A 17,103-nucleotide genomic window follows, 5' to 3' on the forward strand; every position below is an offset into this window, starting at 1 on the left:
CCGTGACGTCACGGGTTCACCCTACTGGCGGTAGCGGCTGCTGGGGTGACCGACAGCACTGGTACGCCCGCTCACCGATTGGTCGGGTCACGATAATCTTGGCAGGAGAAACAGCCGTCGAAGTGACGCGCGCTGCAACATCGCAACATGAAGGACGAGCGATTCAGGTGTCTGACGCAAAGGTAGCTGGGACCGAGAAGACCGACGTCGTCCTGGTGGGTGCGGGGATCATGAGCGCCACGTTGGGTGCGTTGCTCCGCCTGCTGGAACCGGACTGGTCCATCACCCTCGTCGAGCGCCTGGACGCCGCCGCCGCCGAGAGCAGCGACCCGTGGAACAACGCGGGCACCGGGCACTCCGCGCTGTGTGAGCTCAACTACACCCCGGAGAGCACCGGCGGCACCATCGACATCGCCAAGGCCGTCAACATCAACGAGCAGTTCCAGGTGTCGCGGCAGTTCTGGGCCTACGCGGCCGAGAACGGCGTGTTGCCCGATGTCCGCAGTTTCCTCAACCCGATCCCGCATGTCGGCTTCGTGCATGGCGCGCAGAACGTCGACTACCTCAAGCGCCGCTACGACGCGCTGGTGGGAAATCCGCTGTTCGCCTCGATGGAGTTCATTGACGACAAGGATGAGTTCTCTCGTCGGCTGCCGCTCATGGCCAAGGGCCGCGACTTCTCCGACCCGGTGGCGTTGAATTGGACCCAGACCGGTACCGACATCGACTTCGGCTCGCTGTCGCGCCAGCTGATCGGTTTCGCGGCGCAGCGCGGTATGGACACGCTGTTCGGACAAGAGGTGCGCGATCTGCACAAGGAATCCGACGGCAGTTGGACGGTCAAGGTTGTCAACCGTCGCACCGGCACCAAGCGCAAGATCAACGCCAAGTTCGTGTTCGTCGGCGCCGGGGGCGGGGCGCTGCCGCTGCTGCAGAAATCCGGCATCCCGGAGGCCAAAGGGTTCGGCGGGTTCCCGGTCGGTGGGGCATTCCTGCGTACCGACAACCCGGCGTTGACCGCAGCACATCAAGCCAAGGTGTACGGGCTGCCCCCACTGGGTGCCCCACCGATGTCGGTGCCGCACCTGGACACCCGCGTGATCAACGGCAAGTCGTGGCTGCTGTTCGGCCCGTTCGCGGGGTGGTCACCCAAGTTCCTCAAGCAGGGCAAGGTCACCGACCTGCCGTTGTCGGTCAAGCCCAACAACATCATGTCGATGCTGGGGGTCGGGTTCACCGAGATCGGTCTGGTGAACTACCTCGTCGGCCAGCTGTTGCTGAGCGAGGCTGACCGGGTCGACACGCTGCGTGAATTCGCGCCCAGCGCAGTCGATTCCGATTGGGAGCTGGACGTCGCCGGACAGCGCGTGCAGGTGATTCGGCGTAACGGCGCCGGCGGTGTGCTCGAATTCGGCACCACTGTGCTCTCCGCGTCCGACGGCAGCATCGCCGGCCTCCTGGGTGCGTCGCCCGGGGCGTCCACCGCCGTGCCTGCCATGCTCAACGTGCTCGAACGGTGCTTCGCCGACCGCTATGCGGGCTGGACGCCCAAGCTCAAGGAGATGGTGCCGTCACTGGGCACCAAACTGTCCGATGAGCCCAAGCTGTACGAGGAGGTGTGGGCGTGGGGTACCCGGGCGTTGCAGCTCGACACCCCGGCCGACGCGTGACGGCGGTAGGCATATGACCGTCGCTCCTCGTCGCAGCTGGGCCAAGGACCTCGACGCCGCAACGCTTTACGAGTTGCTCAAGCTGCGGATCGAGGTTTTCGTGGTGGAGCAGGCATGCCCATATCCCGAGCTGGATGGTCGTGACCTGCTCGCGGAAACCCGGCACTTCTGGCTCGAAGACCGCTACGGCGAGGTGGTCTCCACGCTGCGGCTGATGGAGGAACATCCCGGAGGGGAGAAGGCTTTTCGGATCGGGCGGGTGTGCACCAAGCGTGATGCGCGTGGCCAGGGGCATGCCGCCCGGCTGATGCAGGCCGCCCTGGCCGAGGTCGGCGACTATCCGTGCCACATCGACGCCCAGACCTATCTTGAGGAGATGTACTCCCGCCACGGCTTCGTGCGTGACGGGGACGAATATCTCGATGACGGCATCCCGCATGTGCCGATGGTGCGCCCCGGTGCCCGTAGCGACGAGCGCTTGCGCGAGGAGCCGATGTGACTGACGAGCGCTTGCGCGAGGAGCCGATATGACCGACGAGCGCTTGCGCGAGGAGCCGATATGACTGACGAGCGCTTCATGACCCGGCACGCCTATCCGTTCAGTGCGATCGTCGGGCAGGACCGACTACGTCTCGCCTTGGTGTTGTGCGCGGTGCGGCCCGAGATCGGCGGGGTGCTGATCCGCGGCGAGAAGGGCACCGCCAAGTCGACCGCGGTGCGCGCACTGGCGACGGTGCTGTCTGCGGTCGATGACGATGCGAGGCTCGTCGAGCTGCCGATCGGCGCGACCGAGGACCGAGTGGTCGGTTCACTGGATCTGCAGAAGGTGCTCCGCGACGGCGAACACGCATTCTCGCCGGGTCTGCTGGCCAGGGCCCACGGTGGGGTGCTCTACGTCGACGAGGTGAATCTGCTGCACGACCATCTTGTCGACGTGCTGCTGGATGCCGCCGCGATGGGCCGGGTGCACGTTGAGCGCGACGGCATCTCGCACTCGCATGAGGCCCGGTTCGTGCTGATCGGCACGATGAACCCCGAGGAGGGTGAACTGCGGCCGCAGCTGCTGGACCGGTTCGGGTTGACGGTCGACGTCGCGGCGTCGCGTGACGTCGAGGTGCGGGTCGAGGTGATCCGGGCCCGGATGGACTTCGAGGCCGATCCCGAGGCGTTCGTGCGTCGTTACGCCGAGGCCGACGCGCAGGTGTCCAGGAAAATCGCCGAGGCGCGGGTCGCAGTGAACTCAGTTGTGTTGCCCGACAATGAATTACGCCGTATTGCTGCACTGTGTGCGGCGTTCGACGTCGACGGTATGCGGGCCGATCTGGTGGTGGCCCGCACGGCGGTGGCGCATGCCGCGTGGCGTGGGGCGATGACGGTCGAGGAAGAAGACGTCCGGGTGGCCGCCGAATTGGCATTACCGCATCGGCGTCGCCGCGATCCGTTCGATGATCCCGGGTTGGATCCCGAACGTCTGGACGAGGCCATGACGCAGGCGGCCGAGGCCGCGTCACCGCCGAGCGTTGACGACGATCCCGAGTTAGACCCCAATCCGCCCGGTGGCGGTGGTGGATCTGGTGCTTCCCCGGAAAGTCAACCTTCACAAGGTAATTCGAAGTCCGCGCCGAACCGCCCCAGCGCGCCGCCCGCGGCGGTGTTCCGGACCAAGGCGCTGGTGGTGCCCGGAGTCGGTGAGGGTGCGCCGGGCCGACGGTCGCGGGCACGCAATCGCACCGGGACGCCGATCGCGGCCACGGCCGAACCGGGTGCCGGGCAGGGCCTGCACGTGTTCGGCACGCTGCTGGCTGCAGCCGGTCGGCAGCGGCAGCCGGGCCGGGCCCGCCCGGCGCCCGATGACGTGCGGCGCGCGATCCGTGAGGGCCGCGAAGGCAACCTGGTGATCTTCGTCGTCGACGCGTCCGGGTCGATGGCCGCGCGCGATCGCATGTCGGCCGTGGGTGGTGCGACGCTGTCCTTGCTGCGCGATGCTTATCAGCGCCGGGACAAGGTCGCGGTCATCACTTTCCGTCAGCAGGACGCGCGGGTGCTGTTGCCGCCGACGTCCTCGGTGCACATAGCCAGCCGACGCTTGGCGCGTTTCGACACCGGCGGGAAAACCCCACTGGCACAAGGCTTATTGGCGGCCCGCGACGTGGTGGTGCGAGAGCGGGCCCGGGACCGGGCGCGACGTCCACTGGTGGTATTGCTCACCGACGGCCGGGCCACCGGCGGTCCCGACCCGCTGGGCCGTACCCGCACGGCCGCCGCGCTCCTGGTCGCCGAAGGGGCGGCGGCTGTCGTGGTGGACTGCGAAACGTCTTTCGTGCGGCTGGGTTTGGCGGGGCAACTGGCCGATCAACTCGGCGCCCCTGCCGTGCGACTGGAACAGCTGCACGCCGACAGCCTGACCCGGCTCGTCACGGCCCGGGCCGACGCCGCGTAGAGAGGGGCCGCCCATGCCTCAGGGCCAGCCGCTGACCGTTCCCGACGACGGGCTGACCACCAAAGCCCGTCGCAACGCACCCCTGCTGGCTGTGCACACGGGGCCGGGTAAGGGGAAATCCACCGCTGCCTTCGGTATGGCACTGCGGGCGTGGAATCAGGGGTTCCGCGTTGCGGTGTTCCAGTTCGTCAAGAGCGCGAAGTGGAAGGTGGGGGAGGAGGCCGCGTTCCGTGAGCTCGGCCGGCTGCATGACGAACACGGCACCGGTGGGCCGGTGGAATGGCACAAGATGGGCTCGGGTTGGTCATGGACTCGCAAGCACGGCACCGACATCGACCACGCCGCGGCGGCCGCGGACGGGTGGGCCGAGATCACCCGTAGGCTGGCCGCCGAGCAGCACGACTTCTACGTGCTCGACGAGTTCACCTACCCGCTCAAGTGGGGTTGGGTGGATGTCTCCGATGTTGTTGCGACCCTTACCGCGCGCCCCGGCACACAGCACGTGGTGATCACCGGTCGCGATGCTCCGCAAGAACTGGTCGGCGCTGCCGACCTCGTCACTGAGATGGCCAAGATCAAGCACCCCATGGATGCCGGCCGTAAGGGCCAGAAGGGCATCGAGTGGTAGCAGGACGGCGATGGCGCACGCTCGCAGGTGTCGAGCGTGCGGGCGATGCCGGTGTGAGGCGGCGTGTCGGGCAACAGACGTGCACGCTCGCGGTGCTGAGGTGAGGTGAGCACCAGAACCAGCACCACGACGCCGGCGGTGGTCATCGCTGCACCGGCCTCAGGCAGCGGAAAGACAACGGTGGCAACAGGTCTGATCGGCGCGCTGGGTCGGGCCGGGGACACGGTGGCGCCGTTCAAGGTCGGCCCGGATTTCATCGATCCCGGTTACCACGCCCTGGCTGCCGGCCGACCGGGACGCAACCTCGATCCGGTGCTGGTCGGCACCGAGCTGATCGGTCCGCTGTACCGACACGGCAGTTGCGGTGCGGACATCGCCGTCATCGAGGGGGTGATGGGACTGTTCGACGGGCGCATCGATGATCGGATGCACGGCACGCCCCGGGGTTCCACCGCACAGGTGGCCGGTCTGCTGGGCGCCCCCGTGGTGCTGGTGGTCGATGCGCGTGGGCAGAGTCACAGCGTGGCCGCACTGCTGCACGGCTTCGCGACCTTCGACCCCGACGTGCACATTGCCGGGGTCATCCTCAACCGGGTCGGATCGGCCCGGCACGAGCAGGTGCTGCGACAGGCCTGTGAGCAAGCCGGGGTACCGGTGTTCGGTGTCATCCCGCGCGACGACGAACTATCTGTTCCGTCAAGGCATCTGGGTCTCGTCACGGCCGTAGAGCACGGCCGTCGCGCCACCGCTGCGGTGGCGGCGATGACCGCGCTGGTGGCCCGTCATGTCGACCTCGCAGCGGTGCGTTCCGTCGCCGCGGCACACGTGGCCGCCGAGCCGTGGTCGCCGGTCGCTGCCCGGCCGGTGGCCGAGATCACGGTTGCGCTCGCGGCAGGCAAAGCCTTCAGCTTCGGCTACGCCGAGCACGGTGAACTGCTGCGCGCGGCCGGTGCGGTCGTCGTCGAGTTCGATCCGCTGACCGACCCATTGCCGGCCGACACCGATGCGCTGGTACTGCCGGGCGGCTTCCCCGAGCAGTTCACCGCCGAATTGTCCGCCAACGACGTTGTGCGCGAGCAGATCCGCGATCTCGCCTGCCGTGGCGCGCCGGTACATGCCGAATGCGCCGGTCTGACCTATCTGCTCGATGATCTCGACGGGATTCCGATGTGCGGGGTCTTGCCCGGCTCGGCGCGGTTCACCGAACGGCTGACCCTCGGATACCGCGACGCCGTCGCGGTTGTAGATTCCTCGCTGCACGCCGCGGGCTATCGTGTCACCGGACACGAATTCCATCGCACCGCAGTGACTTTCACTGACACCCGGAATCCGGCCTGGGCGTTCACCGACGCACAGCGGCGGCCGGTTGCCGATGGGGCCGTACGGGGTGGGGTGCATGCGGGCTACCTGCACACCCACCCTGCTGCTCACCCGGAGGCCATCACCCGGTTCGTGGCGGCGGCGGCACGCTCTAAGCTCGGCGGGTGATGCAGACGCGAGGAGCCAAAATGACAGAGAACACCTATCTCGTCGGCCTGCGTTTGTCCGGTAAGAAGGTGGTTGTCGTCGGCGCCGGAACCGTTGCCCAGCGCCGACTGCCACTGCTGATCGCCAACGGCGCCGACGTGCACGTCATCGCCCGCGCCGCCACCCCGGCGGTGGAAGCGCTGGCTCAGAATGAGCCTGGGATCACCCTCGCGCTGCGGGATTTCCGGCCCGGGGACTTGGACGGCGCGTGGTATGTGATTGCGGCCACCGACGATGGTGCTGTCAATGCGGCCGTCGCCGCTGAGGCCCAGCAACGCCGCATCTTCTGCGTGCGTGCCGACATCGCCCGCGAGGGTTCGGCCGTCACCCCGGCAACCTTCGACTACGACGGACTGTCGGTGGGTGTGCTCGCCGGTGGGGAGCACCGCCGTTCCGCGGCGATCCGGTCGGCCATCCACGAGGCCCTGCAACGCGGTCTCATCACCGCGGAGATGACGGGGGAGACGCCCAGCGGGGTAGCCCTTGTGGGTGGGGGGCCTGGAGACCCCGAACTCATCACCGTGCGGGGACGGCGGCTGCTGGCCAGCGCCGACGTCGTCGTCGCCGACCGACTGGCGCCGCAGGATCTGCTCGCCGAGCTCGGGCCGCACGTCGAGGTGATCGACGCCGCCAAGATCCCCTACGGACGGGCGATGGCACAGGACGCGATCAATCAAGTGCTCATCGATCGGGCCAGGGCAGGCAAGTTCGTGGTGCGACTCAAAGGCGGCGACCCGTTCGTGTTCGCACGAGGCTACGAGGAGGTGTTGGCCTGCACCGAAGCCGGGATTCCGGTCACCGTCGTGCCGGGTGTGACCAGTGCCATAGCAGTTCCTGCGTTGACCGGCGTTCCGGTCACCCATCGCGGTCTCACCCACGAATTCGTGGTGGTCAGCGGCCATGTTGCGCCTGGGCACCCAGAATCGTTAGTGAATTGGAATGCACTGGCCCAGATGAGCGGCACCATCGTGCTGCTGATGGCCGTCGAACGCATCGAGTTGTTCGCCAAGGCCCTGCTCGATGGTGGCCGACCTGCGGATACGCCGGTCCTGGTCGTGCAGCACGGAAGTACGGTGGCTCAGCGGACGTTGCGGGCCACGCTCGGGGACGCGCCGGAGAAGATCCGCGAAGAGGGCATCCGACCCCCCGCGATCATCGTCATAGGGGCTGTGGCCGGGTTCGCGGGGGTAAAGGATTCTTAAGATTACTGTAAGGTAATTCTCTATGACGGCTCTCAATGACGCAGAGCGCGCAGCAATGGACCGCGACGCCGGGGAGGACCGGGTTTTGCCGATGTACCAGGCGGCAGACAGCGACGGCGGCCAGTGCGAACGGGTTGCCTCGCGGCTCCCGGCCTGGATCCCGTCCTGGGGTTTCCTGTCGGCGGTCATCGCCATTGCAGGCATGCAGTTGCTCGCCACCATGGACAGCACCGTCGCGATCGTTGCGCTGCCGAAGATTCAGGACGAGCTGAGCCTGTCCGACGCCGGACGCAGTTGGGTCATCACGGCCTACGTGCTCACCTTCGGTGGTCTGATGCTGCTGGGCGGACGGCTCGGCGACACCATCGGCCGCAAGCGCACCTTCATCGTCGGTGTCGCGCTGTTCACCATTGCCTCGATCCTGTGTGGCAGCGCGTGGAACGAGGCCACCATGGTGACCGCCCGGCTGCTGCAGGGCATCGGCGCCGCCATCGCCTCGCCCACCGGTCTGGCCCTGGTCGCCACCACGTTCCCCAAGGGGCCGGCCCGAAACCTGGCCACCGCGGTGTTCGGTGCGATGACCGCCATCGGGTCGGTGATGGGACTGGTGGTCGGCGGGGCTCTCACCGAGGTGTCCTGGCGCTGGGCCTTCATGGTCAACGTGCCTATCGGGCTGGTGATGCTCTACCTGGCCCGCACCGCGCTGCGGGAGACGCACCGCGAGCGGATGAAGCTGGACGCAGCAGGTGCGCTGCTGGCCACGCTGGCCTGCACGGCCGCGGTGTTCGCCTTCACGCAGGGCCCCGAGCGCGGCTGGCTCTCGCCCGTCACGCTCGGTTCGGGTGCGGCCGCCGCGGTCTTCGGTCTCGCCTTCCTCATCGCCGAACGCACTGCGGAGAACCCCGTGGTCCCGTTCGATCTGTTCCACGAGCGCAACCGGCTCGCCACCTTCGCGGCGATCTTCCTCGCCGGCGGTGTGCTGTTCACCCTGACCGTGCTGATCGGCCTGTATGTGCAGGACATCCTCGGCTACACCGCGCTGCACGCGGGCATCGGCTTCATTCCGTTCGTGATCGGGATGGGCATCGGGCTCGGAGCGTCCTCGCAGGCCGTGCGATTCTTCTCGCCGCGGGTGTTGGTCATCGCCGGCGGAATCCTGGTATTGGGTGCGATGCTGTACGGCTCGACGCTGCATGCGGGCATCCCCTACTTTCCGAACCTGGTGATTCCCATCACGGTCGGCGGCATCGGCATCGGCATGATCGTGGTGCCGCTGACCCTCGCGGCGATCGCCGGTGTGGGCTTCGACCGGATCGGCCCCGCCTCGGCGATCGCGCTGATGCTGCAGAGCCTCGGTGGCCCGCTGGTGCTGTCGGTGATTCAGGCCGTCATCACGTCGCGCACGCTCTACCTGGGCGGCACCACCGGCCCGGTGAAGAATATGAACCCGGCGCAGCTCGCCGCGCTGGACGCCGGCTACACCTACGGCCTGCTGTGGGTGGCGGCGGTGGCGGTCCTGGTCGGCGGCGCTGCGCTGTTCATCGGCTACACCGCCGAGCAGGTGGCACATGCGCAGGACGTCAAGGAAGCGCTGGACGCCGGAGAGCTGTAGGCCTGCATCTGTACCTGGCAGAGTCGGGACTGAGCCCCACGCTTTAAGGTTGTCGGCTGTGATCACCCGTATGTCAGAGCTGTTCCTGCGCACTCTGCGCGACGACCCCGCCGATGCCGAGGTGCCCAGCCACAAGCTGCTGATCCGGGCCGGATACGTCCGTCCGGTCGGCCCAGGCATCTACAGCTGGCTGCCACTGGGGCTGCGGGTTCTGCGCCGGATCGAGAAGATCGTCCGCGACGAGATGAACGCGATCGGCGGCCAGGAGATCCTCCTGCCCGCCCTGCTGCCACGGGGCCCGTACGACACCACCAACCGGTGGACCGAGTACGGCGACAACCTTTTCCGGTTGCAGGACCGTCGAGGCAACGACTATCTGCTCGGCCCCACGCACGAAGAGATCTTCACGCTGACGGTCAAGGGGGAGTACTCCTCCTACAAGGACTTCCCGGTCCTGCTGTATCAGATCCAGACCAAGTACCGCGACGAGGCGCGTCCGCGTGCCGGCATTCTGCGGGGCCGCGAGTTCGTCATGAAGGACTCGTACTCGTTCGACATCGACGACGACGGCCTCAAGAACGCGTACCACGCGCACCGCGAGGCCTACCAGAAGATCTTCGACCGCGCGGGCGTGCACTACGTGATCGTGTCGGCGGTTTCGGGAGCCATGGGCGGCAGTGCTTCGGAGGAGTTCCTGGCCGAAAGCGAGGTCGGTGAGGACACCTTCGTGCGGTGCGTCGAATCCGGCTACGCCGCCAACGTCGAAGCGGTCGTGACCCGGGCGCCGGCGCCACTGCCGATCGAGGGGCAACCAGCGGCCGTGGTGCATGACACTCCGGACACCCCGACTATCGCAACACTGGTCGACTGGGCCAATTCGGCCGGCCTGGAACAGTTCTCGGACCGAGCGGTCACCGCGGCCGACACCCTCAAGAACATCTTGCTCAAGACCCGCGAGCCGGGCGGAGACTGGGAGTTGCTGGCGGTCGGCGTGCCCGGCGACCGCGAGGTCGACGAGAAGCGGCTGGGTGCCGCGCTCGAGCCGGCCGAGTTCGCCCTGCTCGATGACGCCGACTTCGCCAAGAACCCCTTCCTGGTCAAGGGATACGTTGGACCGAAAGCGTTGCTGGCGAACGGGGTTCGCTATCTCGTCGACCCAAGGATCGTGGACGGCACGGCGTGGATCACCGGCGCCGACGCCCTCAACAAGCACGTCGTCGGCCTGGTCATGGGCCGTGACTTCACCGCCGACGGCACCATCGAGGCCGCCGAGATCCGAGACGGCGACCCGTCACCAGACGGTGCGGGTGTGTTGACCTCGGCGCGTGGCATCGAGATCGGTCACATCTTCCAGCTCGGCCGCAAGTACACCGACGCATTCACCGCCGACGTACTGGGTGAGGATGGCAAGCCGGTCCGGTTGACCATGGGCTCGTATGGCATCGGGGTATCGCGGATGGTCGCGGTGATCGCCGAACAACGGCACGACGAGTTCGGGCTGCGCTGGCCGGCCTCCGTAGCGCCGTTCGACGTGCACGTGGTGGTGGCCAACAAGGACGAGGCGGCGCGCGCGGGCGCCACCGAGCTGGTGGCCGGCCTGGACCGGCTCGGCCACGAGGTGCTCTTCGATGACCGCAAGGCGTCGCCCGGTGTGAAGTTCAAGGACGCCGAGCTGCTCGGCATGCCGTGGATCGTGGTGGTCGGCCGCGGCTGGGCCGACGGAACCGTCGAACTCCGCAACCGGTTGACCGGCGAGAACCGTGAGATCGCGGTGGATGACGCCGTCACGGAGATCTCGGCGGCGCTGGCCGGTTAGGGCGAACAGACACGGCGGTACCCGTAGAGCGGCGTGTCGGGTACCCGCGCGACTGTTCGCGGGGCTAGGAGGCGCCGGGTCAGCCGGACTCGGCGCCGCCCGGGAAGGCGACGGTGACCGGCCAGGTGCCCAGCCGCGCACGCCATTTCGCCGCGGTGACCGCCGCTTGGGTCAATGCGGTCACCGCGAAGGCGCGGTCCTCGCTGCGGGTGGCCTGTTCGAGCACCGCGCGCCAGGCCACTGCGGCGTCCTGCTCCATGCGTACGGCGAGGTTCGCCGCGTCGGTGGGGTTGGCCACTGGTATCGGAAGCTGATATCCGGCCGCGGGCAGTGGCGGGGACACCGATCGGGCGGTGAGCATGGCGATGGCCGCTTCGCGACGGTTTCGGTGTTCGGCCATGGCGGCAGCCACCAGCGCATTGTCGTCGGGTGTCGAATGCGCCGAAACTATGCCGTAGCCGTAGATGATGCTGTGCTCGGTGGCTATGGCGTCGAATAGGGCCCGGTCGGCGGCATCGGCCGGGCGCGCGGGTTCCGAAGGTGGTTCGGTGGTCGTCATTGCGCACCGCCGAGTGCGACGGTGTAGGCAGCCGTGCACGACGCTGCGATGGAGCCCATGAGACCGGCGCGGTAGCCAGAGAGTCGGGAGGCCAGCTGCGCCGCATCCTGCGCGGACTGCTTGAGAGCGCTGATCACGTCGGCCACGGTCGGTGCGGGTGCCGGGCTGCCCGCCGCCGTCGATGTGCCCGCTGCCGTCGATGTGGCCGACGAGGTCGACGGTTGCGCGGTCGGCGCCTTGGTGCCGGCCATCCGGACCAGCTCGTCGGTGAGCGCCTGGGCGTGCGCCGAACGTTCGGCGGCCACCACCGCCAATGCCCGCACCTGCGCCGACTGCGCCGACTGGGCACCGGCCGCGTCGGCGGCCAGCTTGCTGTCCGCGCGGGCCCGGTCCAGTTGCGCCGCCAGGTCGGCGAGATCCGGCGGTGGTGGGGGTTGCCCGCAGCCTGCGGCGGCGGTGCCCAGCAGGGCCAGGGCGGCGGCCGAGAGCAAAGCCCGCCGCCGGCTGATTTTCGGTAGGGCACTCGGCACGTGCAACATCCTGCCATTGCTCGGCACGGCCGCAGCAGGCCGGCAAGGTGCGCGGGTGGCACTGGCGACATTCCGGTGCCCGACTTGGTCTGCCGATTGCTGCCTTGCCCCTGGCGTATCGTGGAAAGTCGATTCCAGGGGCCTGCCAGGACTTGGCTTGGGGATCGTGTCCGTACAACTCAAGATGAGGAGCTCGCCGTGGCACCGGATCCGAAGTTGCGGTCTGCGGATTTGCCGTCGCAGAAGCAGGTGATCGAGCTGCTGGACGGAGAGTTTGCGCGCGCCGGATACGAAATCGACCAGGTCGTCGTCGACGCTGCCGCGCGTCCGCCCCGGATCACCGTGGTGGCGGACGGGGACACCGGTCTCGATCTCGAATCACTCGCAGCGCTCTCCAGGACGGCTTCGGAGTTGCTCGATCAGCTCCAGCGGGCGGGCGACACGCCGTATGTGCTGGAGGTCACGTCGCCCGGGGTGGACCGTCCGCTCACCGAGGAGAAGCACTTCCGTCGGGCCCGCGGCCGCAAGGTGGAGTTGACATTGGCCGACGATTCGCAGCTGACCGGCAGAGTGGGGCGCACCGACTACGAGGCGGTCGAGATCGTGGTCAGGGACGGGCGTGATTTCGCCGTGCGCCGGATCAATCCGGCCGACATTGTTAAAGCTGTTGTCCAAGTGGAGTTCTCGCCACCAAGCCAACGCGAGTTGGAGTTGGTCGGAGAGACTGGGAAGGGGGCTCGGGCATGAACATCGACATGACGGCGCTGCATGCCATCGAAGCCGACAAAGGCATCACGGTCGACGTGGTCGTGGATACCATCAAATCAGCCCTGCTGACCGCATACCGACATACCGAAGGGCATGAGCCCGACGCCTACATCGACATCGACCGGAAAACCGGTGCGGTCAAGGTCATGGCCCGTCAGACCGATGCGGACGGCAACGTCCTCCATGAATGGGATGACACGCCAGAGGGTTTCGGTCGGATCGCGGCAACCACCGCCCGTCAGGTGATCCTGCAGCGGCTGCGCGACGCGGAGAACGAGAAGACTTACGGCGAATTCTCGGCGCATGAGGGCGACATCGTGGCCGGGGTCATCCAGCGTGACGCGCGGGCCAATGCCCGTGGGCTGGTGGTCGTGCGCATCGGCACCGAGACCAAGGGGTCCGAAGGGGTCATCCCTGCGGCCGAGCAGGTGCCGGGGGAGCGTTACGAACACGGCGACCGGCTCCGCTGCTACGTCGTCGGGGTCACCCGCGGCGCCCGCGAACCGCTGATCACGTTGTCACGCACGCATCCGAACCTGGTGCGGAAGCTGTTCTCGTTGGAGGTGCCCGAGATCGCCGACGGATCGGTCGAGATCGTGGCTGTGGCCCGCGAGGCCGGCCATCGGTCCAAGATCGCCGTCGCCTCGCGGGTGCCCGGGCTCAACGCCAAGGGTGCGTGCATCGGGCCGATGGGCCAGCGGGTCCGCAACGTGATGAGCGAGTTGTCCGGCGAGAAGATCGACATCATCGACTTCGACGAGGACCCCGGCCGATTCGTCGCCAACGCGCTGTCGCCGGCGAAGGTCGTGTCGGTGTCGGTGATCGACGAGGCGGCACGCGCGGCGCGGGTGGTGGTGCCGGACTTCCAGCTGTCGTTGGCCATCGGCAAGGAAGGCCAGAACGCCAGGCTGGCGGCCCGATTGACGGGCTGGCGGATCGATATTCGTAGCGATGCCGCCGCACAATCGGACTCCGACACGGCCTCGCGTGTGGTGCCGGAGCATTAGCGCCGACCGGCGGTTCGGAGCACAGCCCGCGGGGCGGTAGACTCAGCCGTGATCCAGCGCGAGTCTCCGACCTCTACGCGTCGACGCAACCCCGGCAGTCCTGCCGGACCGGTGCGGACATGCGTCGGGTGTCGGAAGCGAGAGTTGGCCGTCGAATTGTTTCGTGTAGTCGCGGTGACCGACGGGAATGGCCAGTGTGCCGTGACCGTTGACACAACGGCAAGCCTGCCCGGGCGAGGTGCGTGGTTGCATCCCGACCAGCAGTGCGTACAGATGGCAGTCCGGCGGCGAGCATTCGTACGAGCGTTGCGCATCGCCGGTTCACCGGACACCTCAGCGGTGGTCGAGTACGTCGAACAGTCGTCAGCTCGTCCACCCGGTCAGAAGAACAGGTAGCGAAGAACATGAGCACACCGTGAAGTCTCGATGACCATGCGTCATAGCTAACCCGAGGCACGGCGCCTACCACCGCTGTTGCCTCCAGATGAGGAGAAGTAGTGGCAGGTAAGGCCCGTGTACACGAGTTGGCGAAGGAACTCGGTGTCACAAGTAAGGAACTTTTAGCCAAGCTCAAGGAGCAAGGCGAGTTCGTCAAGTCGGCGTCTTCCACCGTGGAACCGCCGGTCGCGCGTCGCTTGCGCGAATCGTTCGGTTCGAAGACCGAGACCAAGCCGGAGGCCAGGCCCAGCGCCAAGCCCGGCGAGAAGGCTCGCGGCCGCCAGAGCAGCGGTGTGCCCGCGCCCGGTCCGGCGCGTCCGGTCGCCACTCCTGGCACACCGGCTCCTACGCCCGGCCCGGCCGCCAGGCCGACTCCGGCCCCTCCCGCGCCTGCGGCAGTGGCTCCGGTCGCCCCGGCCCCGGAGAGTCCCGCCCCGGCAGCGCCGGCCCGGCCGTCGGCACCCAAGCCCGCAGCCCCGCAACCGCCCGCCGCGCCGACTCAGCCCGCGGCCGCCGCGCCCAGCGCGCCGTCCGCGGCTTCGCGTCCGGCACCGGGCGCAACGCCCGGCCCACGTCCCGGACCGTCCAGCGCACCTAAGCCGGCTCCGCGCACCCCGCGTGTCGGCAACAACCCGTTCTCGTCGCAGCAGCCCGTGGAGCGGCCCATTCCGCGGCCGCAACCGCGTCCCGGCAGCCCGCGGCCCACGCCCGGCAACATGCCTCCGCGTCCCGCGGCCGGCGCCCCCGGTCGTGGCGGCCCGCGCCCCGGTCCGCGACCCGGTGGTGGTCCTCGTCCGGGCGCAGGCCAGGGCAGTCGTCCGGGTGGTGGCGGCGGCGGTAACTACCGCGGCGGCGGTGCCGGTGGTAATGCCGGTGGCGGCGGAGCAGCTGCCGGCGGTTTCCGGGGTCGTCCCGGTGGTGGCGGCGGCGGTGGTGGCCGTCCCGGCCAGCGCGGCGGCGCTGCGGGTGCCTTCGGTCGTCCCGGCGGCGCGCCCAAGCGTGGTCGCAAGTCGAAGCGGCAGAAGCGCCAGGAATACGACTCGATGCAGGCACCGGTAGTCGGTGGCGTGCGGTTGCCGCACGGCAACGGCGAGACCATCCGGTTGGCCCGCGGCGCGTCGTTGAGCGATTTCGCCGACAAGATCAACGCCAACCCGGCATCGCTGGTGCAGGCGCTGTTCAACCTCGGTGAGATGGTCACCGCGACCCAGTCGGTCGGCGATGAGACCCTCGAGCTGCTCGGCAGCGAGATGAACTACGTCGTGCAGGTCGTGTCCCCGGAGGACGAGGACCGCGAGCTGCTCGAATCGTTCGACCTCACCTATGGCGAGGACGAAGGCGGTGAGGAAGACCTGCAGATTCGTCCGCCGGTCGTCACCGTCATGGGTCACGTCGACCACGGCAAGACGCGGCTGCTCGACACCATCCGTAAGGCCAATGTCCGCGAGGGCGAGGCCGGTGGCATCACCCAGCACATCGGTGCCTACCAGGTCGAGGTGGATCTGGACGGCAACGTCCGGCCCATCACCTTCATCGACACCCCGGGTCACGAGGCGTTCACCGCCATGCGTGCTCGTGGTGCGAAGGCCACCGACATCGCGATCCTGGTGGTCGCCGCCGACGACGGTGTCATGCCGCAGACGGTCGAGGCGATCAACCACGCGCAGGCCGCCGATGTGCCGATCGTGGTCGCGGTCAACAAGATCGACAAGGAAGGCGCTGACCCGCAGAAGATCCGGGCCCAGCTCACCGAGTACAACCTGGTGGCCGAGGATTACGGCGGCGACACCATGTTCGTCGACATCTCGGCACGGCAGGGCACCAACATCGACCAGCTGCTCGAAGCGGTGCTGCTGACCGCCGACGCGGCCCTGGACCTGCGGGCCAACCCCGACATGGAAGCCCAGGGTGTGGCTATCGAGGCGCACCTGGACCGTGGCCGTGGGCCCGTGGCCACCGTGCTCATCCAGCGCGGCACCCTGCGGGTCGGCGACTCGATCGTCGCGGGCGACGCCTACGGGCGTGTCCGCCGGATGGTCGACGAGCACGGCGACGACATCGAAGAGGCACTGCCGTCCCGGCCGGTGCAGGTCGTCGGTTTCACGTCGGTGCCCGGCGCAGGCGACAACCTGCTGGTTGTCGACGAGGACCGCATTGCCCGCCAGATCGCCGATCGTCGCAACGCGCGCAAGCGCAATGCGCTGGCCGCACGCTCGCGCAAGCGGATCAGCCTGGAAGATCTCGATTCGGCGCTGAAGGAAACCAGCCAGCTGAACCTGATCCTCAAGGGCGACAACTCGGGTACCGTCGAGGCCCTCGAGGAAGCTCTCATGGGTATTCAGGTCGACGACGAGGTGGAGCTGCGCGTCATCGACCGTGGCGTCGGTGGTGTCACCGAGACCAACGTCAACCTGGCGTCGGCTTCGGACGCGATCATCATCGGGTTCAACGTCCGTGCCGAGGGCAAGGCGACCGAGCTGGCCAACCGCGAAGGCGTGGAGATCCGCTACTACTCGGTGATCTACCAGGCCATCGACGACATCGAGAGTGCGCTCAAGGGCATGCTCAAGCCGGTCTACGAGGAGAAGGAACTCGGCCGCGCCGAGATCCGGGCGATCTTCCGGTCGTCCAGGATCGGCAACATCGCCGGCTGCCTCGTGCAGTCCGGGATCATGCGCCGCAATGCCAAGGCCCGGTTGCTGCGCGACAACGTCGTGGTCGCCGAGAACCTCACGGTTTCCTCGCTCAAGCGGGAGAAGGACGATGCCACCGAGGTCCGCGAAGGCTACGAGTGTGGTCTGACGCTGACCTACTCCGACATCAAGGAAGGCGACGTCATCGAGACGTACGAGCTGGTCGAGAAGGCGCGTACGTAAGACATGGCCGACGAACGCTTGCGTGAGGAG

Annotated in this window: 14 protein-coding genes; 12 read left to right on the top strand and 2 right to left on the bottom strand. The window is 67.9% G+C overall.

Features of this window, described 5'->3' with window-relative positions:
- The first annotated feature begins 167 nt into the window (after positions 1 to 167).
- From mqo to H276_RS0102420, 8 genes are all read left to right on the top strand, one after another.
- Positions 168 to 1,670: a malate dehydrogenase (quinone) gene (mqo, locus tag H276_RS0102385; RefSeq protein ID WP_019969708.1), complete on the top strand. Its 1,503-nt coding sequence runs from the start codon at positions 168 to 170 to the stop codon at positions 1,668 to 1,670.
- 13 nt (positions 1,671 to 1,683) lie between these two features.
- The gene (locus H276_RS0102390; RefSeq protein WP_019969709.1) at positions 1,684 to 2,169 is read left to right on the top strand and encodes a GNAT family N-acetyltransferase; all 486 of its coding nucleotides are present in this window, start codon (positions 1,684 to 1,686) and stop codon (positions 2,167 to 2,169) included.
- A 78-nt stretch (positions 2,170 to 2,247) separates the two neighbouring features.
- Positions 2,248 to 4,110, top strand: a complete 1,863-nt coding sequence (locus tag H276_RS0102395; protein ID WP_026356505.1) for a magnesium chelatase subunit D family protein — start codon at positions 2,248 to 2,250, stop codon at positions 4,108 to 4,110.
- Positions 4,111 to 4,123: 13 nt separating this feature from the next.
- A complete protein-coding gene (cobO, locus tag H276_RS0102400) occupies positions 4,124 to 4,738 on the top strand; it encodes a cob(I)yrinic acid a,c-diamide adenosyltransferase (protein WP_019969711.1) in 615 nt (204 codons plus the stop codon).
- A 105-nt stretch (positions 4,739 to 4,843) separates the two neighbouring features.
- Positions 4,844 to 6,226 (top strand): cobyrinate a,c-diamide synthase, encoded by a 1,383-nt coding sequence (locus H276_RS0102405; protein ID WP_019969712.1) that lies wholly within the window; start codon positions 4,844 to 4,846, stop codon positions 6,224 to 6,226.
- A 20-nt stretch (positions 6,227 to 6,246) separates the two neighbouring features.
- Positions 6,247 to 7,467, top strand: a complete 1,221-nt coding sequence (gene cobA / locus H276_RS0102410; RefSeq protein WP_019969713.1) for a uroporphyrinogen-III C-methyltransferase — start codon at positions 6,247 to 6,249, stop codon at positions 7,465 to 7,467.
- Positions 7,468 to 7,558: 91 nt separating this feature from the next.
- A complete protein-coding gene (locus H276_RS0102415) occupies positions 7,559 to 9,079 on the top strand; it encodes an MFS transporter (RefSeq protein WP_051111371.1) in 1,521 nt (506 codons plus the stop codon).
- 58 nt (positions 9,080 to 9,137) lie between these two features.
- Entirely contained in the window at positions 9,138 to 10,895 is a 1,758-nt protein-coding gene (locus tag H276_RS0102420; protein WP_019969715.1) for a proline--tRNA ligase, read from the top strand.
- 79 nt (positions 10,896 to 10,974) lie between these two features.
- Here H276_RS0102420 and H276_RS0102425 read toward each other — a convergent pair whose 3' ends face one another.
- Both H276_RS0102425 and H276_RS0102430 read right to left on the bottom strand, forming a co-directional pair.
- Positions 10,975 to 11,454: a ferritin-like domain-containing protein gene (locus H276_RS0102425; RefSeq protein WP_019969716.1), complete on the bottom strand. Its 480-nt coding sequence runs from the start codon at positions 11,452 to 11,454 to the stop codon at positions 10,975 to 10,977.
- Positions 11,451 to 11,993: a hypothetical protein gene (locus tag H276_RS0102430; RefSeq protein WP_019969717.1), complete on the bottom strand. Its 543-nt coding sequence runs from the start codon at positions 11,991 to 11,993 to the stop codon at positions 11,451 to 11,453. The genes H276_RS0102425 and H276_RS0102430 overlap by 4 nt, the downstream gene beginning before the upstream one ends.
- Before the next feature lie 189 nt (positions 11,994 to 12,182).
- On the opposite strand from H276_RS0102430, the gene rimP reads away from it, so the two are divergent.
- The 4 genes from rimP (at position 12,183) to infB (ending at position 17,073) form a co-directional block, all read left to right on the top strand.
- Entirely contained in the window at positions 12,183 to 12,731 is a 549-nt protein-coding gene (rimP, locus tag H276_RS0102435) for a ribosome maturation factor RimP (RefSeq protein WP_019969718.1), read from the top strand.
- Complete coding sequence (nusA, locus tag H276_RS0102440) at positions 12,728 to 13,759, top strand: transcription termination factor NusA (RefSeq protein WP_019969719.1); 1,032 nt, start codon at positions 12,728 to 12,730, stop codon at positions 13,757 to 13,759. Before rimP ends, nusA begins: the two co-directional genes overlap by 4 nt.
- A 174-nt stretch (positions 13,760 to 13,933) precedes the next feature.
- Positions 13,934 to 14,155, top strand: coding sequence for a YlxR family protein (locus H276_RS25155; protein ID WP_231376580.1), 222 nt, complete (start codon positions 13,934 to 13,936; stop codon positions 14,153 to 14,155).
- Positions 14,156 to 14,256: 101 nt separating this feature from the next.
- Positions 14,257 to 17,073: a translation initiation factor IF-2 gene (gene infB / locus H276_RS0102450; RefSeq protein WP_081625378.1), complete on the top strand. Its 2,817-nt coding sequence runs from the start codon at positions 14,257 to 14,259 to the stop codon at positions 17,071 to 17,073.
- Positions 17,074 to 17,103 lie beyond the last annotated feature (30 nt).

It is taken from the genome of Mycobacterium sp. 141 (assembly GCF_000382405.1).
Taxonomy (GTDB): domain Bacteria; phylum Actinomycetota; class Actinomycetes; order Mycobacteriales; family Mycobacteriaceae; genus Mycobacterium.

Bases quoted from the DNA above. Each gene is read 5' to 3' on its own strand.
- H276_RS0102415 (WP_051111371.1), top strand. From the start codon at position 7,559: ATGTACCAGGCGGCAGACAGCGACGGCGGCCAGTGCGAACGGGTTGCC.
- H276_RS0102390 (WP_019969709.1), top strand. From the start codon at position 1,684: ATGACCGTCGCTCCTCGTCGCAGCTGGGCCAAGGACCTCGACGCCGCA.
- nusA (WP_019969719.1), top strand. From the start codon at position 12,728: ATGAACATCGACATGACGGCGCTGCATGCCATCGAAGCCGACAAAGGC.
- cobO (WP_019969711.1), top strand. From the start codon at position 4,124: ATGCCTCAGGGCCAGCCGCTGACCGTTCCCGACGACGGGCTGACCACC.
- cobA (WP_019969713.1), top strand. From the start codon at position 6,247: ATGACAGAGAACACCTATCTCGTCGGCCTGCGTTTGTCCGGTAAGAAG.
- H276_RS0102425 (WP_019969716.1), bottom strand. From the start codon at position 11,454: ATGACGACCACCGAACCACCTTCGGAACCCGCGCGCCCGGCCGATGCC.
- H276_RS0102395 (WP_026356505.1), top strand. From the start codon at position 2,248: ATGACCCGGCACGCCTATCCGTTCAGTGCGATCGTCGGGCAGGACCGA.
- H276_RS0102430 (WP_019969717.1), bottom strand. From the start codon at position 11,993: ATGTTGCACGTGCCGAGTGCCCTACCGAAAATCAGCCGGCGGCGGGCT.